Origin of the sequence: Xenorhabdus griffiniae, assembly GCF_015163655.1 — a bacterium.
Lineage (GTDB): Bacteria > Pseudomonadota > Gammaproteobacteria > Enterobacterales > Enterobacteriaceae > Xenorhabdus > Xenorhabdus griffiniae.
Genome location: NZ_JADEUF010000015.1, coordinates 22,832 through 48,214 on the forward strand (window position 1 = coordinate 22,832; position 25,383 = coordinate 48,214).

The 25,383-nt window shown below is 43.4% G+C and carries 27 protein-coding genes and 2 tRNA genes; 23 read left to right on the forward strand and 6 right to left on the reverse strand.

Features of this window, described 5'->3' with window-relative positions; all coding sequences use genetic code 11:
• Positions 1-71 precede the first annotated feature (71 nt).
• Positions 72-413, forward strand: coding sequence for a DUF4156 domain-containing protein (locus tag IQ211_RS04305; protein WP_189758274.1), 342 nt, complete (start codon positions 72-74; stop codon positions 411-413).
• A 166-nt stretch (positions 414-579) separates the two neighbouring features.
• Here IQ211_RS04305 and epmB read toward each other — a convergent pair whose 3' ends face one another.
• Positions 580-1,611, reverse strand: a complete 1,032-nt coding sequence (epmB, locus tag IQ211_RS04310; RefSeq protein ID WP_189758275.1) for an EF-P beta-lysylation protein EpmB — start codon at positions 1,609-1,611, stop codon at positions 580-582.
• A 40-nt stretch (positions 1,612-1,651) separates the two neighbouring features.
• Between epmB and efp the strand changes: the two genes are divergently transcribed.
• Entirely contained in the window at positions 1,652-2,218 is a 567-nt protein-coding gene (gene efp, locus IQ211_RS04315; RefSeq protein WP_189758276.1) for an elongation factor P, read from the forward strand.
• Positions 2,219-2,422: 204 nt separating this feature from the next.
• On the forward strand, positions 2,423-2,737 hold the full coding sequence (sugE, locus tag IQ211_RS04320) for a quaternary ammonium compound efflux SMR transporter SugE (protein WP_189758277.1): 315 nt from the start codon (positions 2,423-2,425) through the stop codon (positions 2,735-2,737).
• 39 nt (positions 2,738-2,776) lie between these two features.
• On the opposite strand, the gene IQ211_RS04325 is transcribed toward sugE, so the two are convergent.
• Entirely contained in the window at positions 2,777-2,989 is a 213-nt protein-coding gene (locus IQ211_RS04325; RefSeq protein WP_047766682.1) for a helix-turn-helix domain-containing protein, read from the reverse strand.
• A 218-nt stretch (positions 2,990-3,207) separates the two neighbouring features.
• Here IQ211_RS04325 and IQ211_RS04330 point away from each other — a divergent pair, with 218 nt between their 5' ends.
• Positions 3,208-3,378 carry a helix-turn-helix domain-containing protein gene (locus IQ211_RS04330; RefSeq protein ID WP_311062235.1) on the forward strand — a complete coding sequence of 57 codons (171 nt, stop codon included), beginning with the start codon at positions 3,208-3,210 and terminating at the stop codon, positions 3,376-3,378.
• A 267-nt stretch (positions 3,379-3,645) separates the two neighbouring features.
• Positions 3,646-4,434, forward strand: a complete 789-nt coding sequence (locus IQ211_RS04335; protein WP_189758278.1) for a sulfite exporter TauE/SafE family protein — start codon at positions 3,646-3,648, stop codon at positions 4,432-4,434.
• Between the two features lie 65 nt (positions 4,435-4,499).
• On the opposite strand, the gene uriH is transcribed toward IQ211_RS04335, so the two are convergent.
• Entirely contained in the window at positions 4,500-5,450 is a 951-nt protein-coding gene (gene uriH / locus IQ211_RS04340) for a uridine-preferring nucleoside hydrolase UriH (protein WP_189758279.1), read from the reverse strand.
• Between the two features lie 441 nt (positions 5,451-5,891).
• On the opposite strand from uriH, the gene IQ211_RS04345 reads away from it, so the two are divergent.
• The 5 genes from IQ211_RS04345 (at position 5,892) to IQ211_RS04365 (ending at position 10,146) form a co-directional block, all read left to right on the forward strand.
• The gene (locus IQ211_RS04345; protein WP_189758280.1) at positions 5,892-7,193 is read left to right on the forward strand and encodes an NAD(P)/FAD-dependent oxidoreductase; all 1,302 of its coding nucleotides are present in this window, start codon (positions 5,892-5,894) and stop codon (positions 7,191-7,193) included.
• Between the two features lie 32 nt (positions 7,194-7,225).
• A complete protein-coding gene (locus tag IQ211_RS04350; protein ID WP_189758281.1) occupies positions 7,226-7,606 on the forward strand; it encodes a cupin domain-containing protein in 381 nt (126 codons plus the stop codon).
• A gap of 15 nt (positions 7,607-7,621) precedes the next feature.
• Complete coding sequence (locus tag IQ211_RS04355; RefSeq protein WP_189758282.1) at positions 7,622-9,115, forward strand: aldehyde dehydrogenase family protein; 1,494 nt, start codon at positions 7,622-7,624, stop codon at positions 9,113-9,115.
• Positions 9,116-9,188: 73 nt separating this feature from the next.
• The gene (locus tag IQ211_RS04360; protein WP_189758283.1) at positions 9,189-9,731 is read left to right on the forward strand and encodes a GNAT family N-acetyltransferase; all 543 of its coding nucleotides are present in this window, start codon (positions 9,189-9,191) and stop codon (positions 9,729-9,731) included.
• A gap of 136 nt (positions 9,732-9,867) precedes the next feature.
• On the forward strand, positions 9,868-10,146 hold the full coding sequence (locus tag IQ211_RS04365) for a DUF1435 family protein (protein WP_189758284.1): 279 nt from the start codon (positions 9,868-9,870) through the stop codon (positions 10,144-10,146).
• A gap of 32 nt (positions 10,147-10,178) precedes the next feature.
• Here the strand turns inward: IQ211_RS04365 and IQ211_RS04370 are convergent.
• The 3 genes from IQ211_RS04370 to rsmC all read right to left on the reverse strand — a co-directional run bounded on the left by IQ211_RS04370 (position 10,179) and on the right by rsmC (position 11,628).
• Positions 10,179-10,265, reverse strand: a tRNA-Leu gene (locus tag IQ211_RS04370).
• A 46-nt stretch (positions 10,266-10,311) separates the two neighbouring features.
• Positions 10,312-10,398, reverse strand: a tRNA-Leu gene (locus IQ211_RS04375).
• A 216-nt stretch (positions 10,399-10,614) separates the two neighbouring features.
• The gene (rsmC, locus tag IQ211_RS04380) at positions 10,615-11,628 is read right to left on the reverse strand and encodes a 16S rRNA (guanine(1207)-N(2))-methyltransferase RsmC (RefSeq protein WP_189758285.1); all 1,014 of its coding nucleotides are present in this window, start codon (positions 11,626-11,628) and stop codon (positions 10,615-10,617) included.
• Between the two features lie 136 nt (positions 11,629-11,764).
• Here rsmC and IQ211_RS04385 point away from each other — a divergent pair, with 136 nt between their 5' ends.
• The 13 genes from IQ211_RS04385 (at position 11,765) to deoD (ending at position 24,902) form a co-directional block, all read left to right on the forward strand.
• Complete coding sequence (locus IQ211_RS04385) at positions 11,765-12,175, forward strand: DNA polymerase III subunit psi (RefSeq protein WP_189758286.1); 411 nt, start codon at positions 11,765-11,767, stop codon at positions 12,173-12,175.
• On the forward strand, positions 12,144-12,596 hold the full coding sequence (gene rimI, locus IQ211_RS04390) for a ribosomal protein S18-alanine N-acetyltransferase (protein ID WP_189758287.1): 453 nt from the start codon (positions 12,144-12,146) through the stop codon (positions 12,594-12,596). The genes IQ211_RS04385 and rimI overlap by 32 nt, the downstream gene beginning before the upstream one ends.
• A gap of 101 nt (positions 12,597-12,697) precedes the next feature.
• Positions 12,698-13,306 (forward strand): DUF6088 family protein, encoded by a 609-nt coding sequence (locus tag IQ211_RS04395; RefSeq protein ID WP_228011585.1) that lies wholly within the window; start codon positions 12,698-12,700, stop codon positions 13,304-13,306.
• Positions 13,299-14,306 (forward strand): nucleotidyl transferase AbiEii/AbiGii toxin family protein, encoded by a 1,008-nt coding sequence (locus IQ211_RS04400; protein ID WP_189758289.1) that lies wholly within the window; start codon positions 13,299-13,301, stop codon positions 14,304-14,306. The genes IQ211_RS04395 and IQ211_RS04400 overlap by 8 nt, the downstream gene beginning before the upstream one ends.
• 197 nt (positions 14,307-14,503) lie before the next feature.
• Complete coding sequence (prfC, locus tag IQ211_RS04405; RefSeq protein WP_189758290.1) at positions 14,504-16,093, forward strand: peptide chain release factor 3; 1,590 nt, start codon at positions 14,504-14,506, stop codon at positions 16,091-16,093.
• 209 nt (positions 16,094-16,302) lie between these two features.
• The gene (locus tag IQ211_RS04410) at positions 16,303-16,701 is read left to right on the forward strand and encodes a BON domain-containing protein (protein ID WP_189758291.1); all 399 of its coding nucleotides are present in this window, start codon (positions 16,303-16,305) and stop codon (positions 16,699-16,701) included.
• A gap of 268 nt (positions 16,702-16,969) precedes the next feature.
• Entirely contained in the window at positions 16,970-18,076 is a 1,107-nt protein-coding gene (locus IQ211_RS04415; protein WP_189758292.1) for a patatin-like phospholipase family protein, read from the forward strand.
• A complete protein-coding gene (locus IQ211_RS04420) occupies positions 18,077-18,847 on the forward strand; it encodes a TatD family hydrolase (RefSeq protein WP_189758293.1) in 771 nt (256 codons plus the stop codon).
• Positions 18,848-19,216: 369 nt separating this feature from the next.
• Positions 19,217-20,482, forward strand: a complete 1,266-nt coding sequence (locus IQ211_RS04425) for a NupC/NupG family nucleoside CNT transporter (RefSeq protein ID WP_189758353.1) — start codon at positions 19,217-19,219, stop codon at positions 20,480-20,482.
• Positions 20,483-20,590: 108 nt separating this feature from the next.
• Complete coding sequence (gene deoC / locus IQ211_RS04430; RefSeq protein WP_189758294.1) at positions 20,591-21,370, forward strand: deoxyribose-phosphate aldolase; 780 nt, start codon at positions 20,591-20,593, stop codon at positions 21,368-21,370.
• A gap of 84 nt (positions 21,371-21,454) precedes the next feature.
• Entirely contained in the window at positions 21,455-22,810 is a 1,356-nt protein-coding gene (gene deoA, locus IQ211_RS04435; RefSeq protein WP_189758295.1) for a thymidine phosphorylase, read from the forward strand.
• 77 nt (positions 22,811-22,887) lie between these two features.
• Positions 22,888-24,111 (forward strand): phosphopentomutase, encoded by a 1,224-nt coding sequence (gene deoB / locus IQ211_RS04440; RefSeq protein WP_189758296.1) that lies wholly within the window; start codon positions 22,888-22,890, stop codon positions 24,109-24,111.
• Between the two features lie 74 nt (positions 24,112-24,185).
• A complete protein-coding gene (gene deoD, locus IQ211_RS04445; protein WP_189758297.1) occupies positions 24,186-24,902 on the forward strand; it encodes a purine-nucleoside phosphorylase in 717 nt (238 codons plus the stop codon).
• Positions 24,903-25,383: the final 481 nt, after the last annotated feature.

Genomic DNA, 25,383 nt, shown 5'->3' on the forward strand with positions numbered 1-25,383 from the left:
ATAAGTCTTTAAAGGCGAGCAGGGAAAACTTGCTCGCCTTTTTATTGTTCCTATCACTAATAAGGGAAGTTATGCGAATTAAAATTTTGTTTGGTGCGTCAGTATTACTGTTGGCCGGTTGTACAACAACTCATCAATTAACCTCTGCTGGCGCTAATGTGCATTTTGCGGATACTCAACCAGGTAGTGAATGCCAGCGGTTAGGTGAAGTGACTGGCACTCAAAGCAACTGGCTCAATGGCGTTAGCAATGAGAGCAGTTCTATGCGTAGTGCAGCCAATGACTTACGTAATAAGGCGGCTGACATGGGTGGCAATGTTATTTATGGCATCAATAGTCCATCAGAGGGATTGTTGGCAAGTTTTGTCCCCCTGGATAGTAAAATGATTGGTCAGGTCTACAAGTGTCCCTAGGCATTAATCAATGGGGTTAGTGAAGAAATGGTTTGGGCAATGCCCAGAAAGAATGTTTCGCAACAGCAAGATTTGCGTATACATTTAGTTTCTGTGCACTGCCTGTTTAGAAGAGCGTTAATGGTAATAACGTGGCCTATCCAGTGATCGATTGGTATAGGAACGATCACTCGTTTTGTGTTAGTCCTAAATCCAGCGGAGTTTTGCTTGGCTCTCCACCAATTTCCCTGGTCAGGCTTGGAACCAAATAACCGGATACTTTAGTTAATAATTCTCGCATGATAGCTTTTGCTTCTTCATCGTCCACGAGAAAATGTGCAGCACCTTGAACTTTATCCAGAACGTGGATGTAGTAAGGTAATATGCCCGCATCAAAGAGTGCATTACTTAAGTCAGCCAAAGTATCTGCATTATTATTGACATCACGTAACATCACACTTTGATTCAGCAGTGTCACTCCAGCTTGTTTTAGTCGCATCATACTTGTGCGGAACGTATTATCAATTTCATTTGCATGGTTGATATGGGTTACCATGATGACCTGCAAACGAGTTTGTGCTAGACGATTACACAATGAAAGCGTGATACGATCGGGGATCACAACCGGTAAACGTGTATGGATACGTAACCGCTTAATGTGTGGGATAGATTCAAGACGGTTGATCAACCAGTCCAGTTCATGATCCTTAGCCATTAATGGATCACCCCCAGAGAAGATAATTTCGTCAAGCTCAGGGTGTTGTTCAATATAATCCAAAGCAAGCAGCCAATTGTTTTTATTGCCTTTATTATCCTCATAAGGGAAATGGCGGCGAAAACAATAGCGACAATTAACCGCGCAGCCGCCTTTGACCAATAGCAAGGCTCGATTGTGATATTTATGCAATAGACCTGGCACAACACTGCGTTGTTCATCCAATGGATCAGGGGTGAAACCAGGGGATATAGCAAACTCTTCCCGTGAGGTCAGGACTTGTAATAGAAGAGGATCACGAGGATCGCCCTTTTTCATTCGTGTGACAAATGCTCTTGGCACACGCAGAGGAAATAAGCGCTTTGCTTCATTACCTTCTTGCAGCTTCGTATGTGTGTTTAAGGATAATAGTTGCAACAACTCATTGGGATCAGTAATAACATCCGCGAGTTGTTGTAGCCAGACTTCTCTGACGGGGTGAATATGGGTTATAATGTGTGCCATTTTTTGGCTAAGCCATTTTGTTAAAAATTAGAGGATCTCCATGGCTACTTATAGTACCAATGAATTCCGTTCAGGTCTTAAAATCATGTTAGATGGCGAGCCGTGCGCTATTCTTGACAGTGAATTTGTTAAACCAGGTAAAGGGCAGGCATTTGCCCGTGTTCGTATTCGTAAGCTGATTTCTGGTAAACTGCTGGAAAAAACTTTTAAATCAACAGATTCTGCTGAAAGTGCAGATGTCATGGATGTCAACCTGACTTATTTGTACAACGACGGTGAATTCTGGCATTTCATGAATAACGAGACTTTCGAGCAGTTGGCTGCGGATGAGAAAGCCGTTGGTGATAATGCAAAATGGCTGATCGATCAGGCAGAATGTATTCTGACTCTGTGGGATGGCCGTCCTATCGCTGTAACTCCACCAAACTTTGTTGAACTGGAAATCGTTGATACTGATCCAGGCCTGAAAGGTGATACTGCTGGTACTGGCGGTAAACCTGCAACCTTGAGCACCGGCGCTGTCGTTAAAGTTCCTCTGTTTGTCCAAATCGGCGAAGTGATCAAAGTTGACACTCGTTCTGGCGAATACGTTTCTCGCGTGAAATAACCGCGTTTGCTATTCTAAAAAAACCGCAGCCTCTTCGTCCAGAGGTTGCGGTTTTTTTGTCATCACTTCTTGGTTAGCCTCATTGCAGCTATTAAATCGGGTAGCTATAATCCAATTTCATTTCTTATCGTTATCCTGGACGACCTGGATAAACGTCATCTCATCGGGGACGGCCCCACTTGTCATTGATATAAAGGGAAAGACATGTCTTGGTTGATCCTTCTTATTGCTGGTTTGTTGGAAGTCGTGTGGGCGGTTGGCCTAAAATATACCCACGGTTTTTCACGCTGGGTGCCGAGTTTAATTACGATCAGCGCAATGGTGGTCAGTATGGGGTTACTGGCTTATGCCATGAAAAACCTACCGGCAGGAACGGCCTATGCAGTGTGGACAGGTATTGGTGCGGTAGGGACGGCGGTTTTCGGCATCATGGTGTTGGGGGAATCTGCAAATTTCGCTCGGATATTGAGCCTTGGCCTGATTGTGATTGGCATTATTGGCTTAAAGTTAGCGAGCTGATTACTTATAAATAAACCCAGCGTAGTGCTGGGTTTATGATTATTTTTTTTCATAACGCGAAGGCCATATTTCTTCCGGCGTGCGTCCCAGCGCTGCTGCAATGAGACGTTCGCCTTTTGGCCAGTGTCGTTGCAATGCATTGGCAAGAGTGGATGACGCCAAGCCTGCTGTTCGCGATACTTCTGACAGTGTTGTTCCGCGTTTTTTCAATTCAGCGATGATGTCAGCAGAATGCCAGTCTTTTTTTTCCATTCTTAAGTTCTCCAGTTATCAATTATCTTTTTAATTAAAAAGTAAATGAGTATTCAGTAGACTATAAGTCACACATCATAGCATAAATCTAGCTGAAACGTGACTTATAGTCCGTGGTCGGATAAGTAACATGAATCGATACTTATCGGATGAAAAAATCGAACAACATCAGATCCCTTTTTGGTCAAAGAATTAGGTATCTCAGGAGAGAAGCTGGGATGTCACAAGAGGCTTTTGCCGATAAATGTGGACTGGATCGCACTTATGTCAGTGGTATTGAACGTGGTGTCAGGAATCCTACCTTGGAAATAATTAATGTGATAGCAAATGGACTACAGATTGAACTCAGTGAATTGTTCGATTTTGGGACAATACATCCTCCCCATTAAAATCAACGAGTAAGATAAAATACAGCTCGTTAGAAATATAAATTTCAGCAACTTATCTCCTATATTTTCATCTTCTTTACTTTCAATTGCAAAGTTGCAGCCAATAAAGCTGCGACTTGAAAGAACCATGTTTACTTGTCGTTTGGCCCTAGCGCCAAACTGAGAGTGATATTCTATTTTTGAATATGATATATATTTTTGTCATATTGTAAGCAAGGCTTGCTGAAATTTGGTAAGAAAATGTAGATATCAGCTGGGAACAAAACGATGTTAGTGATCCCTGAACTTGTGATTGGGGCGGTTGTTGGTTTGATTATCAGTATTACCGGTGTTGGTGGTGGAGTGATAGTCTTACCGATCCTGACCTATTTTTTTGGATTAGATGCATTAGCTTCTGTCGCGACAGCTAATTTTCTTTCAATGTTGATGAAAATATCATCTTCTTATATGCACTTTCGCATGGGAAATATTCCCTTACGCCAATCTTTGATTATTCTGCTGATCATGATACCCGGCACAGTATTCGCCAGTTATGGCATCACAATGCTCAGTCATTTAAGCCATGATCGGGGACAATTTGAATGGGGAATTAATGTACTGGTTTTATTGGCTATCTTGTTTTCCCTTTATCTTTTTTACTGCCGAATACGTCAGCCACAGTTGCACATGAACCAAACGCAATCACAATTACAATCTGGGTTGATTAAGCCTTTTCTGCTGCCTGGTACGGGGGCGGGGTTGGTGCTTGGGGCGACAGGAGTGGGAGGTGGTATAGTGGTATTGCCATTATTATTACGCTATGGACAAATGAGTATTAAACAAGCGGTGGGTGTTTCCCTTTTTATCACGATGATATTATCCGGCTCATCGGCTTTTGCTTATGCCTATGGCGGACATACGGATTGGAAACTGGCTCTGGTACTGTTTGTTGGCTCTTTGCTGGCGATCCCTTTTGCCAATTATTTGATCAAGTATTTGTCTGACAAAGTGCTGCAATATGTCACATTACTCTTGATCTTATGTAGTGCTGTGTTAATGGGTATCCGGTTAGTTTGACAGAAATGCTTTTGACTATTGAGGCAGAAAGATAACCTCAATAGCCAAAGAATAAATTAATAATATCAGTAAGTTGTTTCACCAATATTTTTTAGAGCATCAATCACCAATTGCCAGAATTTGGCATGATCCAGTTTGACAGCGACCTGCGTATGGCAATCTTCAGGTGGTGGAAAACGGAAATCCGCAACGGTCATGCCAGTGGTTAAGCTTCCCATCAGTTCGATATTAACGGGAACTTTTTGGGTTGTCATAACATCAGGATCGATCACATAAGCTACAGCACAGGGATCATGCACAGGAGGATAGCCAAATCCTTGGTGCTCACGATACCTGTCACCATAAAACTTCAGTGCATCCAAAACGAACTGGGCGGAACGTGTCTTAATCTGGGTGATTGCTTCAATAATTTCAGGCGTTGCTTGTGCCTGGTGAGTGAGATCTAAACCGACCATCGTCAGCGGCCATTTTTCATTAAAAACAATGTGGGCAGCTTCTGGATCGATCACGATATTGAATTCTGCAACAGCACTTCTGTTTCCTTTATGATAGCCCCCTCCCATTAATACAACTTCTTTTACACGTTCAACAATTTGTGGTGCTTTGCGTGCGGCCATCGCGATATTCGTCAAACCCGCAGTTGGTACTAAAGTCACACTTTTGGGCGGATTTTCCATAATCACATCAATAATGAGATCGACGGCATGGCGTTCATCCAGTTTCATACTAGGTTCAGGAAGAATAGGACCATCCAGACCTGTTTCACCGTGAATGTCTGGGGCTGTATTGATCTCCCGAACCAGTGGTCGGTGGCAACCTGCTGCGAAAGGAACGTTATGAATATTAGCGATGCGTGCAACGCAAAGCGCATTGCGGGTGACTTTATTCAGGGTTTGATTACCAACAACTGTCGTTACCGCCAACAATTCAATATTGGGATCTCCGTGGGCAAGCAGGAGAGCAATGGCATCATCATGCCCCGGATCGCAGTCAAGGATAATTTTCTTGGGTAGCATATTTATTCCTTTCCAGTGATTATGAACTTCATTTCTCAAGTTGCTGTTTTGTCGGCTACAACTCGAAACCTATTAAGTACATATGTAAATATTTACGTTCAGGATAATTTACTAACAGAAAAAATTCCTTCCAACTCCATCACAAAATGAAAATGTAAAAATTACAATTTATTAATAAATATTTTAATAATTGTGATTTTGTTAACATGAAAACAACAAATGATTTGAGCATTTCAAGTACATATGATTCATATATATACCAGACACAAAATGCATGGATGTCTGATTTTATTAGTTTATTAACTTATTAATGTTTTGTTCTTTATTGTTTTGTTAATACACATGAACAACTAATGTTCAAAAAATGTGATAAGCACCCCTGATAAAAGGAATAGCAAGGTTACGCCATCAGGGGATAAGCAGATGCTCATGGGGTATAACATGAATAATAAACTTGATTCATTAACATACTATACGGTGACGAAAAAATATGATCTTCGTTTTCCAATGCTGACAGAAGATTTGGATGTTGATGTCGTTATCATTGGCGGAGGTTTTTCCGGTATCAATACCGCATTAGAGTTGGCAGAAAAAGGCATCACCAATATTGCTATTTTGGAAGGCCGAACTTTGGGGTATGGCGGTACAGGCCGTAATGGTGGTCAGGTGATGACGGGCATTGGTCATGATTTGGATAAGATCAAACGTCACGTGGGTAAAAAAGGCCTGGAAACTATATTTAAAATCAGCAGCTTGGGAGCGGGAATTATTCGTGATCGAGTTGCCAAATATGATATTCAGGCTGATTTTTGCCAAGGCTATGCCTATCTTGGCTGGAATTCGCGTCATGATAAAACCCTGCATAGTTGGTTGCAGGAATTTCGTTCGGCTTTCCCCGATGAGGAAATTGAGCTTTATACGGGAGCTGATGTTAAAAAAGTTATTGGCTCAGACCGTTATACCAGTGCCCTAAAACATATGGGGGGTGGGCATGTTCACTCACTCAACTTGCTGCTGGGAGAAGCCAAAGCTGTTTCTGAATATGGCGTCAAAATTTTCGAAAACAGTCAAGTTGTGAGCGTAGAGTATGGTCCCAGAGTCACAGTACGCACAGTAACGGGATCAGTGCGCGCCAATAAGATGCTGTGGGCATGTAATGGCTTTTTGGATGGACTCGAACCGACTATTTATAGAAAAACAATCAATACTTATGCTTTCCAATTGATGACGGAAGAACTGTCGGATGATTTGATTGAAAGGATCAGCCCAATTCGAGGAGCCTACAGTGATATTAGTCCAGTCATTGATTACTACCGTGTTACCAAAGAAAATCGCTTGCTATATGGCAGCGCGACACACTTTATTGAATATATACCTTCCGATTTAAAAGCATGGAACCGCAATCTCATGCTCAAGACTTTCCCTTATTTGAAAGACGTAGAGATAGAACTGGCATGGGGCGGGCCATTATGTTGCAGCGCTAATTTGTTTCCACAAATGGGTTCTCTGCCTAATCATAAAAATGTGTTCTATGTTCAAGGTTATTCGGGATTTGGGGTAACGCCAAGCCACATCATCTGCAAAATTCTGGCTGAGGGAATGAGTGAAGGTTCGGAGCGTTATTCGCTACTTAGTTCGATTCCACACCTCGATATTATCGGGAAAGATAAACTGAGAAATGTGTTGCTCTCTGTCGGTAAGACTTGGCATCAGGCTTCAGGTTACTGGAAAGGGCGTCGTTAGTTTTTCAACGGTCACAGTTAAAGGTAAAAGTTATGATAAAGCCATTATTGTTAGATAAAACTCTTCCTGAATTAATGCCAATTGGCAGTGTTACTAATCTTGGTTCTGTTGTGGTGGAGGGCGATCCGCAGGCAAGTGTCGCCATGATCCACGGGGAACCATCGGATAATCTGACATGTGGTATTTTTGCCTGTACCAAGGGCAAATTTAAAATGATCTATCCCTTTGATGAAATGGCAACAGTGCATGAAGGTTCAGTGAAACTGACAGACGTCAAAACAGGGGTGATGGTCGAATACCATAAAGGCGATTCGTGGTTTGCGGCAAAAGGGTGCGAAGTATTGTGGGATATCACCAGTGAGCGTTTCGTCAAACATTATATGGCTTGTATAAATGGGCAATTGTCTGATTAAACAGGGGAAAAAGTGATGAGTGACATTCATTTGCTGGAGTCCGTGACAACTTTTTTGCAGCACTCTCATGGCCATTATATTAATGGCGTCTCTATTCCTGGTCAGGAAAATGAAACTTTCTCTATCATTAACCCAGCATCCGGTGAAACGATAGCTACGGTCAATCAGGGTGGAGAGGACGAAGTTAATCAGGCAATGCAGGCAGCATCAGATGCTTTTCACGGCGTGTGGGCGCAGACTTCTCCTATGGAGCGGGGAAATTGCCTGAATCGGTTGGCTGATCTATTACAAAAAAATAGTGACGAGTTAGCACAGCTGGAAAGTTTATGTTCCGGTAAACCGATTCAATTATCCCGTATGCTGGATGTAGCAGCATCAGCCGATTATTTACGCTATTTTGCCGGATGGTCAACCAAAATTACGGGTGAAACACTGAATGTTTCATTGCCATCGTTTAAAGGGGAAAAATATTCTGCATTCACGCGCCGTGAGCCTATCGGCGTCGTAGTTGGCATTATTCCGTGGAATTTTTCCATCATGATTGCGATCTGGAAATTGGGGGCGGCACTGGCCTGTGGCTGTACGATTGTGCTTAAGCCCAGTGAATATACGCCCTTAACCTTACTTCGTGTGGCTGAACTGGCAAAAGAAGCGGGAATTCCAGATGGTGTGATCAATATCGTTAACGGTACAGGTGCTCGGGTTGGATCTTCTCTGGTTAATCACCCTCAATGTGCCAAAGTCACTTTTACAGGCTCCGTTCCAACAGGAATAAGCGTGGGAAAATTGGCCTTGGAGCAGGGATTGAAGCGCACAACGCTGGAACTTGGCGGTAAAAACGCGGCGGCTTTTCTGTCTGATATGGCCGTTGAAAAGATCGTTGATGGCATACTGGAAGCGGGATATGTGTATCAAGGGCAAATTTGTGCAGCCGCGGAGCGCTTTTATATTCCATCCATTCACATGGATGCTGTTTTGACATTACTTACTGAACGTTTATCTGCGATGAAAATTGGCTCACCCCTTGATGAATCAACAGAAATGGGGCCTTTGGCAAACAAAAAACATTACGAAAAAATTTTGTCTATGTTTGAAACAGCGCGTCAGGAGGGCAATGAAATTGTCTACGGAGGCTATGCCTTGGAGGGGCCGGGATTTTTTGTCGCACCAACAGTGATTAAAGCCAATAGTGTTAAAGATACATTAATGAACGAAGAGACATTTGGGCCGATTGGTACTTTCCTCAGTTATGATGATGAGGAAGAGCTTATTACCATGATGAATGCGACACCATTTGGGTTGTCTGCCAGCCTCTGGACGAATGATATGAGTAAAGCGATGCGTATGACCCCATGCATTAAAGCGGGTATGCTATGGATTAATATGCATACGTTCCTTGATCCTGCGGTTCCATTTGGAGGGATTAAATCTTCAGGAGTTGGCCGTGAGTTTGGCAGTGCATTCATAGAACATTATACGGAGCTAAAATCGGTCATGATGCGTTATTAATGGAGACGTTAATAATAGCTTTTTTATTCTATGCAAAAGGTAGCGTAGTTATGATAGTAAATTATGGTGACAAATGAGGACGATCCGTCAGTTATCCCGTCAGGAAATCCCTGAAGTCTGGAATATTGATCGCACTGAATTGATCGAAAATTTATATGTCCAGCAACGAGATCAATTAATACTTACGCCGCAATGTTTTGATATGCAAGGCTGGCCGGAAGGGGAAGCTGAAATTTATACCCCAATTCTTCTGGATAGTTATGATCGCGGGGCATTCTTTCTAGGCGTTTTCGCAGAGAACGAAAATGACAAATTGATTGCTGTCGCCAGCGTTGATCCTCATTGGCGAGGTGAAAATAGTGACCTGCTTCAATTGTCATTTTTGCATATTAGCAAGGCATATCGTGGCTTAGGGTTGGGAAAACAGTTATTTCATTGCTGTATTGATTTTGCCAAGGAAAAAGGCGCGAAAGGGTTATATATCTCATCAATACCGTCTGAAAATGCGGTGAATTTCTATCGGCATATAGGATGTGTGCTGATTGCTCAGCCTGATATTGAACTTTACCAACGGGAACCTGACGATATTCACCTGGTTTATACCATCGCTACTTAATACAGTGCGGGAAATGTTCTCCCGCCTCTTTTCTCTATCATGTTGCTTATCATCTCGGTGATTTACTTTCAACTTGTGATTAATTCGCTATCATATTTGGTATTGAGAATCATTATTGTTGTAGTGGGGGCTGACTATGTTTAGCGAAAAGTGGAAGTTAAAGCCGTTTTTTTGCCAAAGCATGATGGGATTTTGGGGATTGCTGTTATCCAGTCTGGTCACATCAGCACTGGTTGTATCCGTGCTGGAAATAGTCGGTGCAGGAATAGAACAATTTAAATTTATCATTCAAGGCGCCTTACTGCTGACACTTGTTCTGTTACTGCATCGTAATGCCCGTCATTTTCTATTGATACCTGCCGGCATTGCAGTGATATGCAGCTTGTTCGCCTGCTTGCGCTATTTGGGATATTAAGGAAGATCAGGGAGAGAAGAAAAATGTAACAGTGGTGCGAAGGGGGGGACTTGAACCCCCACGTCCGTAAGGACACTAACACCTGAAGCTAGCGCGTCTACCAATTCCGCCACCCTCGCAGGTACTGCCATTTATCTAGTTTGTTTAATCGATAGCCATCTGATTTGGTGCGAAGGGGGGGACTTGAACCCCCACGTCCGTAAGAACACTAACACCTGAAGCTAGCGCGTCTACCAATTCCGCCACCCTCGCGTTAATCAGATACTATTGCTTAAACGAATAGCATGGAGGCGCATTCTAGAGATTTTATGGCTGGCGTCAATCATTATTTAGGGAGAAAATGTGTGATTGGTGTAAAAATCAGCATGTCAATATGTTTGGTCAGGACAGAATGACATGCCGGAAAATAGAAATTGCCTGCCTCAATTTAACGGGCAGGCAACACAGGGATTGCGTTTGCTACCTGAATTATTTCTTAGTTGCTTGATATACTTTGAATTTACCTGTTTGCGCAATGACTTCATGGCTGCCAAAGGTATTATCTAGCAGATTAGGGTAAGGTAAAAAAGCGTTTGCAACGATCCGCAATTTACCGCCGGATTTCAGATAATTAGGTGCCATGCGGATCATATCTTCAGCCGCCGTCAGGTTGGTTTTCAGGCCATCATGGAAGGGAGGATTAGAAATAATCCAGTCGAATTTTTCTTCAATGGCAGAATACACATTACTTGTGACGACATTGCCTTTCAGTTTATTAGCTTGCAGGGTTGCCTTACTGGATACGATGGCGGCAGCATTGACATCGCTTAGTGTCAGGGACAAATCTGGGTTCTTTTTACCTAACACGGCTGCCAATACCCCAGCACCGCAAGCCATATCCAACAGACTGCCAGAGATAGGGGTATCGAAAGTAGAAAGCAGCAGACGACTGCCGATATCCAAATTATCCTGGCTAAATACGCCGGGCAGCGTATTAACAGCGATATCTTCCACTTGATAGCTGTTCCACCAATTGTTTTGATCAAATTGAACCTGGTTTTTCAATTGGCCGTAAAACAGGCTACAACGGCGTGCCGTATCAATTTTGTGGAAAGTAGCGATGCCTTCCATTAACTTATCAATACTGCGTACACCACTACGGTTTTCACCCACAATAAAAATATCCGTACCGGGTGGCAGGATGGAAAACAGGTTGCGTAGTTGAAAACGCGCTTCCTGTTTGCTTTTTGGCCAATAATAAATCAGCGTATCACATCCTTTGATAAATGCGCTGTCCGCTACCAGGCCAAACCAAGCATTATCACCAAGCTGGCGGATCAGGGATTGCCAGTGGTGATATTGGTTAGTATGCACACGCACACTTGCGGCTTCGATTTCCGTTGCCAGGTTATCCTGAAGATCACCGGCAAAAAGCAGATGATGGGAGCGAAATTGCTCATGATGGCGCAGGATAACTTCGCTGGCCGGGGTTAATACTGACATCTATGTATAGCTCCTTATAAATCTTTATCTGAATATTAATATCAGCGGGCAGTACTGACAGGCTGGTTGGCGCAGAGCTAAGCCCTCTGATAATATATGACCTGTTATTTTCTTATGGCAGATGGAATAAAACACGATGACAAAGCGTGACAGATTACTCTCCCGGTTGGGGATCACCCAATGGATTTTGCGTAGCCCAATGGCTTTGCAAGGTGAATTATCTGTCCTCATCCCTGATTCAACCCGTCTATTGATCATTAGCCATGATCACATTGACTTAAGTCATTCATTGTTTGCTGATATTTTTACAGCCATGGGGATCGAAGCCTCATCGGTATATTGCATCACGACAAAAGATGTTGAGCTACTTTCGGAATCAATCCATTGCCCAAGCTGGCTGCTGGGGGTTGATATTACCTTACCAGTACAAGGGATTTCTTTGAGAAGCCCGGCATTAAATGACTTATCTCTTGATGGGAATGCAAAACGCGCTCTTTGGCAACAAATTTACCATTATGAAGAATATTTCTCTATTAACTCCCGCTGATCTTTCCACAGCATTTCAAATAGAACAGGCCAGCCATGCGTTTCCGTGGGGTGAAAAGACCTTTTACTCTAATCAAGGGGAACGTTATCTCAACTATAAGATAACGCAGAATGACCAAATTATCGGTTTTGCGATAACACAGTGTGTGATGGACGAAGCAACACTATTTAATATCGCTATTCATCCTCAATATCAATCACGAGGCTATGGCAGGGCATTGCTGGCGTATCTCATCAACATATTACCTGAAAAACAGATTAATACATTGTGGCTTGAAGTCCGGCGTTCTAACCTAGCCGCCATTCGTTTATACGAAGAGATGGGCTTAAATGAAGTTTCCATCCGTAAGAATTATTACCCGACAGCGGCGGGTAAGGAAGATGCCATTATTATGGCATTGCCGTTGTTTGGTGGAAAATGATAACTATTTATTGATCGGTTGGTTGATTTTTGCTCTTTTTGTGGTCATAATTTGCTGCCAGATGTCAGAAAATATATGAGTTTTTCTGTCTTATGGAGGAAATGATGACAACTTCAAAATCGATAAGGCAATGCATCCACAGTTATGGGGCAGGAAAGCTATTTACGAGTGAATCTTTCCTGTCTTTTGGCTCACGTGCTGCGGTTGACAAGGCGCTTTCCCGTTTGGTCGAAAAGAGAGAAATTGAACGTGTTGCACGTGGTATCTTTATCAAGCCAAAAGTGAATCGGTTCGTTGGAAAAGTGCATCCTGATATCGCAAAAGTGGTTGAAATGATCACATGTCAAAATGGTGAAACGATCCAAATTCATGGTGCTGAGGCTGCTCGTAGGTTTAAGTTGAGTACTCAAATGCCAACGACTTTGGTTTACTATACCAGTGGTTCATCAAGGCAGGTAAGGATTGGAAATCGTAAAGTAAAACTGATCCATACTTCCAGCCAACGTAAACTTCAATATGCAGGTACGAAAATTGGTATGGCTATTTCAGCTTTATGGTATTTGGGAAAAGAATCAGTTACGCCTGCCACTGTAGAGCAAGTCCGTAGCTTAATGAGTGAGGACGAATTTGGTTTATTAAAAACTTGCAAATTACCTGCGTGGATGTCATCAGTCATTCACTATGTTAATAGTGTTCCCCGCCATGACTGACTCTTATTTTGCGATTATGCCTGATGAACAACAGGCGATTTTGGGATATGCAGCGGAGCAGTTAGGGCGCTCTGAAAATGTCTTAGAAAAAGATATTTGGGTTTGCTGGGTATTAAAAACATTATTCAGCCTAACAGACGCACCTCCTATGGCTTTTAAAGGGGGAACTTCGTTATCAAAAGTTTTTAATATTATCAATCGATTCTCTGAAGATATTGATATCACCCTTGATTATCGGCATTTTGCAAATGGCTTTGATCCTTTTTGGGGCGGCCATAGTAAAAATAAGTTAAGAAAGTTGAGTGAACAACTTAAGCAGCATGTGCAACAGTATGCAAATGACATTATGGTTCCTCATATTCGCTCTCAATTAAATAAACTTCCTTCTGCTGAATTACACTCAATTCGAATTGATGATTCAGGTGAAAAAATTTGGATGAGCTATCCATCTGTTACCGAGGAAATTGATGAGTATTTAAGGAGTGAAGTTCTAATTGAATTAGGGGGACGCAATGTTATCGATCCGAATGAATTGCATGTTGTTAAACCTTATGTGTCGGATTTAATCCCCGAACTTGAGTTTCCTACCGGACAAGTCATTGTTCTGTCTCCAGAGCGTACTTTTTGGGAAAAAGCCACGTTGATTCATGTTGAGTGTCGTCGTGGTCTCAGAGAAAGTGCAGCTCGCCTTTCAAGGCATTGGTACGATTTAGTGATGTTGGCTCGGCATGAAGTCGGCTATAAGGCCATGTGTGATCGCACTCTTCTTGAAGATGTCATCAGGCATAAGTCAGTCTTTTTTAACGCAAGTTATGCCGGATATGAAGAATGTTTAGCTGGACGATTATTATTGTTGCCAAATAGCGAAGGGTTATCGGCGCTTAAAGCTGATTACCAAAACATGATTTCTGCTGAGATGATATACGGTATTGCACCTTCGTTCGGGGAACTGATAGAGGTTGTAAAACAAATTGAATACAAAATTAACGCATGGCAGTAATTCGACTTTTACTGCGCTCGACGTTATTTGAAGTAGATTTGGATAATCGTCTACAAATCACTGATTGTTTATAACGCCAAGTTCAGCCAAAATAAGCGCCAATCACGATTAACACGACGGATTTGCAAGTGGGGCGCCAATCACGAGGCGCTTTCCAAGTGATATCAATCCGCCTACGGACTAGAAGATTCTAATTGATGTCAAACTCCTCATTTCAGCAGGAAGTCGCGAAACGACGCACTTTTGCAATCATTTCCCACCCGGATGCGGGTAAAACAACCATTACCGAAAAAGTATTACTGTTCGGACAGGCGATCCAGAAAGCGGGGACGGTAAAAGGCCGAGGTTCCAACCAACACGCTAAATCAGACTGGATGGAGATGGAAAAACAGCGTGGTATCTCTATTACCACTTCCGTGATGCAGTTTCCCTATGCTGACTGTTTGGTTAACTTACTGGATACTCCAGGGCACGAAGACTTCTCGGAAGATACTTACCGTACTTTGACAGCCGTTGACTGCTGTTTGATGGTCATTGACGCCGCGAAAGGGGTTGAGGATCGTACCCGTAAGTTAATGGAAGTCACTCGCCTGCGCGATACGCCGATCCTGACATTCATGAACAAGCTCGACCGTGATATTCGTGATCCGATGGAGCTGATGGATGAAGTGGAAAATGAGCTGAACATAGCCTGTAGCCCGATTACATGGCCAATCGGCTGTGGTAAGTCCTTTAAAGGCGTCTATCATCTTTACCTTGATGAAATTTACCTGTACCAATCAGGCCAGGGACATACCATTCAAGAGGTTCGTGCTATCAAGGGATTGGATAACCCTGAACTGGATGCGGCAGTGGGTGAAGAGCTGGCGGATCAATTGCGTGAAGAGTTGGAACTCGTCAAAGGTGCATCCCATGAATTCGATCTGGAAGCTTTTTTACAGGGAGAATTAACACCGGTCTTTTTCGGTACTGCATTGGGTAACTTTGGTGTTGATCACATGCTGGACGGCCTGGTTAAATGGGCTCCAACCCCAATGCCGCGTCAGACTGATGCGCGTCAAGTCTCTGCCAGTGAAGAAAAATTCACCGGTTTTGTTTTCAAAATTCAGGCGAATATGGACCCGAAACACCGTGACCGTGTGGCATTTTTGCGTGTTGTTTCCGGTAAATATGAAAAAGGCATGAAACTGCGTCAAGTTCGCATTAAGAAAGATGTTGTCATTTCTGATGCACTGACCTTTATGGCAGGGGATCGCTCTCATGTCGAGCACGCTTATCCGGGGGACATTATCGGTCTGCACAATCATGGCACCATCCAGATTGGCGATACCTTTACCCAAGGCGAAGAGCTGAAGTTTACCGGCATCCCTAACTTTGCCCCTGAATTGTTCCGCCGTATTCGTCTGCGCGATCCGTTGAAGCAGAAACAGTTGCTGAAAGGTCTGGTGCAATTGTCAGAAGAAGGTGCTGTACAGGTATTCCGCCCGCTGTCCAATAACGATTTGATCGTCGGGGCGGTAGGTGTGCTTCAGTTCGACGTAGTTGTTGCCCGTCTGAAGAGTGAATACAACGTTGAAGCGCTGTATGAACCTGTTAACGTTTCTACGGCTCGCTGGGTAGAGTGCAGCGATGCGAAGAAATTGGAAGAGTTCAAGCGCAAAAATGAGCAGAACCTGGCTCTCGATGGTGGCGATAACTTAACCTACATCGCACCAACCATGGTCAATTTAAACTTGACCAGTGAACGCTATCCTGATGTTTCCTTCCGCAAAACACGGGAACATTAATCCTTCTTTCTGGGCCAACTATTCTGTTGGCCCTTATTATTTATTCTATCTGTATATGCTGTTTTTCATACTAATAAAAGAATAACTCCCTGTGTTAATGAAAATATACGTTATTTTTTGTAAATCTGATTTTATCGCCATTGCCTAATTGACATACTGCATATTGTTTTGATAACTGTGTTTAGGCTGAAATTAAATAAGGTGGTAGGATGAAAAGCATTAAGTTTACACATTCACTACTGGCTGTTTTTCTAGGCTCGGTATTGACCAGTAGTGCTCTGGCAGCGGATCTTTCTGTGGGAAAAACGTTGGAGAGTACAGGACAAAAAATCGATAAATCTCTAGACAAAGCAGGAGATAAAATTGATAACTCCTTGAAAAAAGCAGATGCTTATTTAGACGATAGTGCCATTACAGCAAAAGTGAAGAAAAAATTGCTGGAACATAAGGGCATAAATAGCCGTGACATTGCGGTGAAAACGGAAAAAGGCATTGTCCATCTTTCTGGTTTTGTCAAAAACAAACATCAAGCGGCAAAGATAGTTAAGATTGCTCATGGAATAAAAGGTGTCAAATCAGTAAAAAGCACGATAGAGATTAAAAAATAATCTTAATCTGAAAAAATAACAAATATTGAGAATAGAGTGGCTGATAATAGCCACTCTTTCTGCTTCTTTTCCTCAAATAATATCTTGTTAAGTGACGAGATTATGCATAGGAATGCTATTCGCTGGCGGTATTTTGGTAACTTGCTATTCTCATATCAATTTAACGATTGATGCTTTATTTCTTCACTTTTTATAAAAATGTTACAAGCAAGTTGTTTGAGCAACGATATACTGATAAATATCCGGCGGCTTTCAGAGGGAGAGAAGAGTGGGGAAACATATTTCAATAACATTGGGTAATATCGAACCTTTAGCTTATAAATCACAGATTAAACCTGGGAAAATTGCTCTCGTTTGTGAAGGTGGTGGTCAGCGAGGGATTTTTACTGCTGGTGTTTTGGATGAGTTTCTCCGTCTTGGTTTTAATCCGTTTGAACTATTCCTTGGAACATCTGCGGGAGCGCAAAACCTTTCTGCCTATATTTGTGGTCAGAGAGGATATGCCCGCAAGGTAATCAACCGTTATACAACCGACCCGGCTTTTTTTAATCCATTGCGCTTTGTGCGTGGTGGACATTTGATCGATTTAGATTGGTATATCGATACCATATCTGAGCAGTTACCGCTCAATATTTCTGTTGCGATGCGTCAGTTTGATGCTGGACGTGAATTTTACATGTGTGCTTGCCGTTCGGATAATTTTGAACCGAGTTACCTGCATCCAGATGACAAAAATTGGATGGATATTGTCAAAGCCTCAAGTGCCATTCCGGGATTTTATCGTAATGGTGTGACTCTTGGGGATGTGGTTTATCAAGATGGGGGTATTTGTGATGCGATCCCTGTGCAGGAAGCCTATCGCCGAGGCGCGGATACTATTGTTGTGATTCGCACAGTGCCTTCACAGCTTTACTATACACCTCAGTGGTTCAAGCGCATAGAGCGTTGGTTAGAGGTAAGTAGTTTGCAAAAAATGGTCAAGATGCTTAACCTTCATGCACAAAGTTACCGTCGAACTCAGAAATTTATCGAAAATCCACCGGATGATGTGCAAATCTTCGAAATTTATCCACCAGCACCATTGGCAACAATGGCTTTAGGCAGTCGGCTCAATGCGCTAAATCAGGATTATCATTTGGGGCGGCGTTGCGGACGATATTTTCTGGCAACGATTGGGCATACTTTTGTTGAAGGAAAATTTGGATATCCAGAACGTAAAAGTTATGGGGTATGCCGTACAGGGTTGAGTTCTGATCGCAACTGTTTTCGGCGAAACCATTTCCTGAACAGTGGCAATCATTGTTCGCCAGTGGAACCGCCTGCGCCTGAGGTGGTAGAGCCGTCAAGAACCCTCATGATGGATAAGTTGGACTAAATGCTTATTGATACACATTGCCATTTTGATTTTCCTCCTTTTGCTGGTGATGAAATAGCGAGTCTGCAACAAGCCAGCCAAATGGGGGTGGAAAAAATTATCGTTCCCACAATAAGTCAAACAAACTTCCAGAGAGTTTCTGCGTTGGCTGAGACTTATTCTCCGATTTATGCCGCATTTGGTTTACATCCTCTCTATATTGCTGAACACCAACAGGTTCATTTGGATGCGTTGGCGCAAAAATTACAGAAAAAAGAGGCCAAATGTGTGGCGGTAGGTGAAATTGGCCTTGACCTTTATATGCCAAATCCGCAGTTTGAAAAGCAGAAAAGCATGTTAGAAGTACAGCTAAGACTCGCTAAACAATACGATCTACCTGTGATCCTCCATTCCAGAAAAAGCCATGATCAATTGGCGGCAATCTTGAGAAAACACAAATTACCACGAGCCGGGGTTATTCATGGTTTTGCGGGGAGTTTATCCCAAGCTCAAGCTTTTATTCGCCTGGGATTTTACATTGGTGTCGGAGGGACAATTACCTACGACAGGGCACAAAAAACACGTAGTGCTATCGCACAATTACCTCTGTCATCTTTGGTATTGGAAACGGATGCGCCTGACATGCCATTATCGGGATTTCAGGGGCAGCCAAATCGACCAGAAAGAGTTGCACAGGTTTTTTCCGTATTGTGTCAGTTGCGTCGAGAGTCGACAGATGAAATTGCCAATCAAATTTATCAAAATAGTATGACCCTATTTGCACTGGGTTGACTTATACGCATTAAACTTCAAGTTGCAATTTACAACACTCTATGAAATCACACGCATCTTGGAGCTAGATTGGTATATAACATATTAATAATGCTTAACTTGTATTTCTTGCCTGTTTATCCTGTTTTTTACCTTTTCCTCCGTTAAATTATCTAATCCTACCGAAATTAGATGGCTTTATGTGATGCATGTCTCATTTTTCATTTTTATATTACTTTTTGCTGTATTAATTTGTGATGTTAGTTGCTTGTTCTTTTTTAGTCCTAGGTATAATCGGCCCACACACAATGTCAGTAGAATCTTATGGAATAACTGACATATTTTCTTATTATTTTTTAGTGAACAGGGATTCTTCCAATGCAACTCCTTATGAGCCTGGTCGGTATGGCAGTGCTGGTTTTTATCGCAGTACTCTTCTCCAGTAATTATCGAGCCATTAAAATCCGCACTGTCCTGGGCGCCTTTCTGATTCAGGTTGCCATTGGGGCATTTGTACTTTACGTACCAGCCGGTAAAGATATTCTGGGGGGAATGTCAAAAGGCGTTTCCAACGTAATAGGATACGGACAAAAAGGAACAGATTTTATTTTTGGCGGCCTGGTGTCCGACAAAATGTTTGAATTGTTCGGCGGCGGTGGTTTTGTTTTTGCCCTGCGTGTCCTGCCAGTCATTGTTTTCTTCTCATCACTCATTGCGGTGTTGTATTACATGGGCATTATGCAGATCGTCATCAAAATATTGGGTGGCGGATTGCAGAAAATACTGGGAACCTCACGGACTGAATCTTTGTCTGCAACGGCGAATATTTTCGTAGGTCAGACCGAAGCCCCTTTGGTTGTACGCCCTTATATCGCGACCATGACCCAATCTGAGTTGTTCGCTGTGATGTGCGGTGGATTGGCTTCTGTTGCTGGCTCTGTACTGGCGGGCTATGCATCTATGGGTGTTCCATTAGAATACCTGATTGCGGCTTCATTTATGGCTGCGCCAGGTGGTCTGCTGTTTGCAAAATTGCTGGTGCCGGAAACAGAAAAAACGCACGATACGGCTGACGCGATGTCGTTGGTTGCGGCGGAAGAGCGCCCTGCAAATATTATTGATGCTGCAGCATCGGGTGCCGCATCCGGTATGCAGTTAGCCCTGAATGTCGGCGCCATGCTATTAGCCTTCACCGCATTGATTGCTTTACTAAACGGTATCTTAGGCGGTATCGGCGGCTGGTTTGATTATCCTCAATTATCGATGGAATTGGTTTTGGGTTGGGTTTTTGCACCAATCGCTTACCTGATTGGTATTCCGTGGAATGAGGCAACAATCGCGGGTTCTTTCATTGGGCAGAAATTAGTTGTCAATGAATTCGTGGCATTCATGAACTTTAGTGAATACCTGGCAACAGATGATGTCGTTAAGGCAGCAGGTCTGCAAGTGCTTTCTGATCATACTAAAGCCATTATCTCTTTTGCTCTGTGTGGTTTCGCTAACCTGTCTTCTGTCGCGATCCTTCTGGGCGGCTTAGGTGGTATGGCACCAAACCGTCGCGGTGACATTGCCCGTTTCGGTTTGAAAGCTGTATTGGCGGGTTCACTCTCTAACTTGATGAGTGCAACAATTGCCGGATTCTTCCTCTCGTTGTAAGACGTCGGAAGTTTATATCACATTGAATGCAGGTGAGATTTCTCACCTGCATTTGTTTTAAGTCTGTTGTCTGATTCAGTGACGATAATAATACCGTTGGAGAGTTTTATGACCGATTTAACCGCCGCCGCTCAGCAGGCGCTGAGTTTGATGGATTTAACTACGCTTAATGATGATGATACAGATGAGAAAGTGGCTGCACTTTGTCGTCAGGCAAACAGTCCTGCCGGACAGACAGCCGCTATCTGTATCTACCCAAGTTTTATCCCTGTGGCACGTAAGGTATTACGTGAACAGGGAACCCCTGATATTCGCATTGCCACGGTGACTAATTTCCCGCATGGCAATGATGATATCGACATTGCACTGGCTGAAACTCGTGCTGCCATAGCTTATGGTGCTGATGAAGTGGATGTTGTTTTTCCTTATCGCGCATTGATGGCTGGTAATGAGCAGATTGGTTTTGATTTGGTCACAGCCTGTAAAACGGCTTGTGCTGAATCGGGCGTTTGGCTAAAAGTCATCATTGAAACAGGTGAATTAAAAGAAGCGGCCTTGATTCGTAAGGCATCTGAAATTTCCATTCAGGCTGGAGCGGATTTCATCAAAACGTCAACCGGTAAGGTTCCGGTTAATGCGACGCTGGAAAGTGCCGAAATTATGCTGAGTGTGATCCGTGATCTGGGCGTAGGTGATAGCGTTGGTTTTAAACCGGCGGGTGGCGTGCGCACGACTCAAGAAGCCGCACAATATTTGGCGTTGGCAGAATGCATTATGGGCGACAAATGGGTTGATTCCCGCCATTTCCGTTTTGGTGCTTCCAGTTTGTTGGGCAGTTTGCTGACGACTCTTGGTTACCAGAGCCAAAAACAGAGTAGTGGTTATTGAGATCAATAATGATTAATTGCACACAGGTTAAGATAGTGTGCATTACTGCCATTCTTTTCAGATAATAATGATTGGGAGGTAGCTTTGTTTCTGGCACAGGAAATTATCCGCAAAAAACGTGATGGTCATCCATTGAATGAAGAAGAGATCCGCTTCTTTATTAACGGCGTCCGCGATAATACGGTTTCTGAAGGACAGATTGCCGCACTGGCAATGACTATCTATTTCCAGGACATGACGATGGATGAACGTGTTGCATTGACATTAGCGATACGTGATTCCGGTACGGTTTTAGACTGGAGGAAATTGAATTTACCCGGCCCGATTGTCGATAAACACTCGACGGGCGGTGTGGGGGATGTGACTTCCCTGATACTTGGCCCAATGGTGGTGGCTTGCGGGGGATATGTACCGATGATATCGGGGCGTGGCTTGGGGCATACCGGCGGAACGCTGGATAAATTAGAATCCATTCCCGATTTTGACATTTTCCCTGATGAGCACCGTTTCCGCGATATTATTCGCGATGTAGGCATTGCCATTATCGGCCAGACAAATTCGCTGGCACCTGCGGATAAACGCTTTTATGCGACACGCGATATCACGGCGACCGTTGATTCTATCCCTTTGATTACCGCCTCTATCTTGGGTAAAAAATTAGCTGAAGGGCTGGATGCTTTAGTCATGGACGTGAAAGTGGGTTCTGGGGCATTTATGCCGACCTACGAACAATCGGAACGGCTGGCTGAAGCCATCGTTGAAGTCGCCAATGGTGCGGGATGTAAGACTACGGCACTATTGACGGATATGAATCAAGTTTTGGCATCCAGCGCGGGTAATGCTTTGGAAGTGCGTGAAGCTGTCCAATTCCTGACGGGGGAATATCGTAACCCGCGGTTACTCGAAGTCACCATGGCATTGTCTGCTGAAATGCTGGTGTCAGGTAATTTGGCAGTTGATCGTGGCGATGCATACCATAAGTTACAGGCAGCACTGGACAGTGGCAGGGCGGCGGAAACATTTGGTCGTATGGTGGCAGCGCAGAAAGGGCCGATTGATTTTGTTGAGAATTACACGCGTTACTTCCCGACTGCGGAATTTGTCAAGCCAGTATTGGCTGGAGAGGTGTTAGCTGAACAGACGTTAGCGGGAAAAAATTGCATTGTTGCAGAAATGGATACCCGTGCCTTAGGAATGTCTGTTGTTGCATTAGGTGGAGGGCGTCGTAAGGCGACAGATCCGATTAATTACAGTGTGGGGCTGAGTGATATCATTGCGCTAGGCACAAACGTGAATGCAGATACTCCCTTGGCAATGATTCATGCTAGCAGTGAGCATGATTGGCATGAAGCCGCAGAAGCAGTACGTAAGGCTCTTGTTTTTAAGGAAAGCGAGACACAAGCTACTACACCGATGGTTTATCGTTATATCCGAGAATAAACCATACAAGCAATGAAATTGATTTTAATAGCTGGCAGTTTCCGCATTGAGAGCGTGAATTGACGCAGGAGAAAATTATGAAACGTACATTCATCATGGTATTGGATTCCTTTGGTATCGGTGCAACTGCTGATGCCGAAAAGTTTGGTGATACGGGATCTAACACCTTGGGTCATATAGCAGAACGTTGTGCCCGTGGTGAGGCTGATATTGGCCGTAAGGGACCACTACATTTGCCAAACTTAAGTCGTCTGGGATTGGGTAAGGCTGCAGAAGAGTCTTGCGGAACGTTCCCGATTGGCCTGGATAAAGAAGCCGAAATTATTGGTGCCTATGGTTACGCGAGTGAGCTTTCTTCTGGTAAAGACACGCCGTCAGGGCATTGGGAAATTGCAGGCGTTCCGGTTCTGTTTGACTGGGGTTATTTCCGTGACGAAGAAAACAGCTTCCCACAGGAATTGCTGGATAAACTGGTCGAACGTGCAAATCTGCCTGGTTATCTGGGTAACTGTCACTCTTCTGGTACTGTGATTCTGGACAAGTTGGGCGAAGAGCACATGAAAACCGGTAAGCCGATTTTTTATACCTCTGCGGATTCTGTTTTCCAGATTGCTTGCCATGAAGAAACATTTGGCCTGGATCGTCTGTACGAGCTGTGTGAAATCGCGCGTGAAGAGTTGAATATTGGCGAATATAACATTGGCCGCGTTATTGCCCGCCCATTTGTGGGGGATAAAGCCGGAAGTTTCCAACGTACTGGCAACCGTCATGATTTGGCCGTTGAGCCACCAGCGCCAACCGTCTTGAAAAAACTCCTTGATGAAAAGCAAGGTGAAGTGGTTTCCATTGGCAAAATTGCAGATATCTACGCGAATGTCGGGATCAGCAAAAAGGTCAAGGCGACAGGCATTGATGCCCTGTTTGATGCTTCGTTGATTGAAATGGAGCAGGCGGGGGATAACACTATCGTATTTACCAACTTTGTTGATTTTGACTCTTCCTACGGTCACCGCCGTGATGTCGCCGGTTACGCGGCAGCACTGGAGCTGTTCGACCGTCGTTTACCAGAAATGCTGAAATTGGTTAAAGAAGATGACATTCTGATCTTGACCGCTGACCATGGTTGTGACCCAACTTGGGTGGGAACAGATCATACCCGTGAACATGTTCCGGTTCTGGTTTACGGACCTAAAGTTAAACCGGGTTCATTAGGCCATCGTGAAACGTTCGCCGACATGGGGCAGACAGTAGCAAAATACTTCGATCTAACCCCAATGGATTATGGTAAAGCGATGTTTTAAGTTTTGACGGAGACCTACAGGTCTCCCCCATTTTCATCTATTTTGATACGTAATAAAAACAAGGAAATACATTTATGGCCACCCCACATATTAATGCTGAGATGGGCGATTTTGCTGATGTTGTTTTGATGCCTGGTGATCCACTGCGCGCAAAATACATTGCGGAAACTTTTCTGGAAGATGTTCGTCAGGTTAACAATGTTCGCGGTATGCTGGGTTTCACCGGTACTTATAAAGGCCGCCGCATCTCTGTTATGGGGCATGGAATGGGTATCCCATCCTGCTCTATTTATGCCAAGGAGCTGATCACTGAATTTGGTGTGAAAAAAATCATCCGTATTGGTTCCTGTGGCGCCGTCAGCAAAGACGTTAAAATCCGTGATGTTGTGATCGGTATGGGGGCATGTACGGATTCCAAAGTAAACCGTATGCGTTTTAAAGATCACGATTTCGCTGCTATTGCTGATTTTGATCTGGTGCGTAATGCAGTGGATGCGGCGAAGGCAAAAGATGTCAATGTGCGTGTTGGTAATATCTTCTCTGTGGATCTGTTTTATTCGCCAGATCCGCAAATGTTCGACGTCATGGAAAAATACGGCATTCTGGGTGTTGAAATGGAAGCCGCGGGTATTTATGGTGTGGCTGCTGAATTTGGGGCAAAAGCGTTGACGATTTGTACTGTGTCTGACCATATCCGCACTGGTGAACAAACCACGGCGGAAGAGCGCCAAAATACATTTAATGACATGATTGAGATTGCGCTTGAATCCATACTGATGGGTGACAATTAAAAAAGCGTAAATAGTTTAAGTCTTTCATTAAAGAATTACAGGCCCTTTCCATTATTGGAAAGGGTTTTTTTTATAAATTACAGGCCAATTGATATCTATACCAATCCAACTTCAAGTTGCAGCTTCAAATCAATGTGATTGTTTATACGCATTAAACTTCAAGCTGCAATTTATAACACGATATGAAACCTGATTTCTCCCCGCTTCGCGGGGAGAAATCACACGCATCTTGAAGTGAGATTGGTATATATCTTCCCGCTATGCGGGTAGATATAAGACGCACCATAAAAGTCGATTGGTATATTATTGAGAATAGTTTTTAGCTATTTATTTAATAGGTATTTCCTTTGTTTTAATTTTTCTGAAAAGCGAATGAAAATTAATTACCTTAACAATATTTGAACGGTTTTTTTAAGTGATATTTTCAATTAACAATTCGCTTGATAATTATGTTGGTTAGATAAATATCATGATTTTATAT

Coding starts and splice junctions, on each gene's coding strand:
- efp (WP_189758276.1), top strand. CDS start 1,652: ATGGCTACTTATAGTACCAATGAATTCCGTTCAGGTCTTAAAATCATG.
- IQ211_RS04420 (WP_189758293.1), top strand. CDS start 18,077: ATGCTTATTGATACACATTGCCATTTTGATTTTCCTCCTTTTGCTGGT.
- IQ211_RS04325 (WP_047766682.1), bottom strand. CDS start 2,989: ATGGAAAAAAAAGACTGGCATTCTGCTGACATCATCGCTGAATTGAAA.
- sugE (WP_189758277.1), top strand. CDS start 2,423: ATGTCTTGGTTGATCCTTCTTATTGCTGGTTTGTTGGAAGTCGTGTGG.
- deoD (WP_189758297.1), top strand. CDS start 24,186: ATGGCCACCCCACATATTAATGCTGAGATGGGCGATTTTGCTGATGTT.
- IQ211_RS04400 (WP_189758289.1), top strand. CDS start 13,299: ATGACTGACTCTTATTTTGCGATTATGCCTGATGAACAACAGGCGATT.
- IQ211_RS04335 (WP_189758278.1), top strand. CDS start 3,646: ATGTTAGTGATCCCTGAACTTGTGATTGGGGCGGTTGTTGGTTTGATT.
- IQ211_RS04365 (WP_189758284.1), top strand. CDS start 9,868: ATGTTTAGCGAAAAGTGGAAGTTAAAGCCGTTTTTTTGCCAAAGCATG.
- IQ211_RS04410 (WP_189758291.1), top strand. CDS start 16,303: ATGAAAAGCATTAAGTTTACACATTCACTACTGGCTGTTTTTCTAGGC.
- IQ211_RS04305 (WP_189758274.1), top strand. CDS start 72: ATGCGAATTAAAATTTTGTTTGGTGCGTCAGTATTACTGTTGGCCGGT.
- IQ211_RS04385 (WP_189758286.1), top strand. CDS start 11,765: ATGACAAAGCGTGACAGATTACTCTCCCGGTTGGGGATCACCCAATGG.
- IQ211_RS04355 (WP_189758282.1), top strand. CDS start 7,622: ATGAGTGACATTCATTTGCTGGAGTCCGTGACAACTTTTTTGCAGCAC.
- IQ211_RS04425 (WP_189758353.1), top strand. CDS start 19,217: ATGAGCCTGGTCGGTATGGCAGTGCTGGTTTTTATCGCAGTACTCTTC.
- IQ211_RS04395 (WP_228011585.1), top strand. CDS start 12,698: ATGATGACAACTTCAAAATCGATAAGGCAATGCATCCACAGTTATGGG.
- rimI (WP_189758287.1), top strand. CDS start 12,144: ATGAAGAATATTTCTCTATTAACTCCCGCTGATCTTTCCACAGCATTT.
- deoC (WP_189758294.1), top strand. CDS start 20,591: ATGACCGATTTAACCGCCGCCGCTCAGCAGGCGCTGAGTTTGATGGAT.
- IQ211_RS04360 (WP_189758283.1), top strand. CDS start 9,189: ATGAGGACGATCCGTCAGTTATCCCGTCAGGAAATCCCTGAAGTCTGG.
- deoB (WP_189758296.1), top strand. CDS start 22,888: ATGAAACGTACATTCATCATGGTATTGGATTCCTTTGGTATCGGTGCA.
- IQ211_RS04330 (WP_311062235.1), top strand. CDS start 3,208: ATGTCACAAGAGGCTTTTGCCGATAAATGTGGACTGGATCGCACTTAT.
- epmB (WP_189758275.1), bottom strand. CDS start 1,611: ATGGCACACATTATAACCCATATTCACCCCGTCAGAGAAGTCTGGCTA.
- IQ211_RS04345 (WP_189758280.1), top strand. CDS start 5,892: ATGAATAATAAACTTGATTCATTAACATACTATACGGTGACGAAAAAA.
- uriH (WP_189758279.1), bottom strand. CDS start 5,450: ATGCTACCCAAGAAAATTATCCTTGACTGCGATCCGGGGCATGATGAT.
- prfC (WP_189758290.1), top strand. CDS start 14,504: ATGTCAAACTCCTCATTTCAGCAGGAAGTCGCGAAACGACGCACTTTT.
- rsmC (WP_189758285.1), bottom strand. CDS start 11,628: ATGTCAGTATTAACCCCGGCCAGCGAAGTTATCCTGCGCCATCATGAG.
- IQ211_RS04350 (WP_189758281.1), top strand. CDS start 7,226: ATGATAAAGCCATTATTGTTAGATAAAACTCTTCCTGAATTAATGCCA.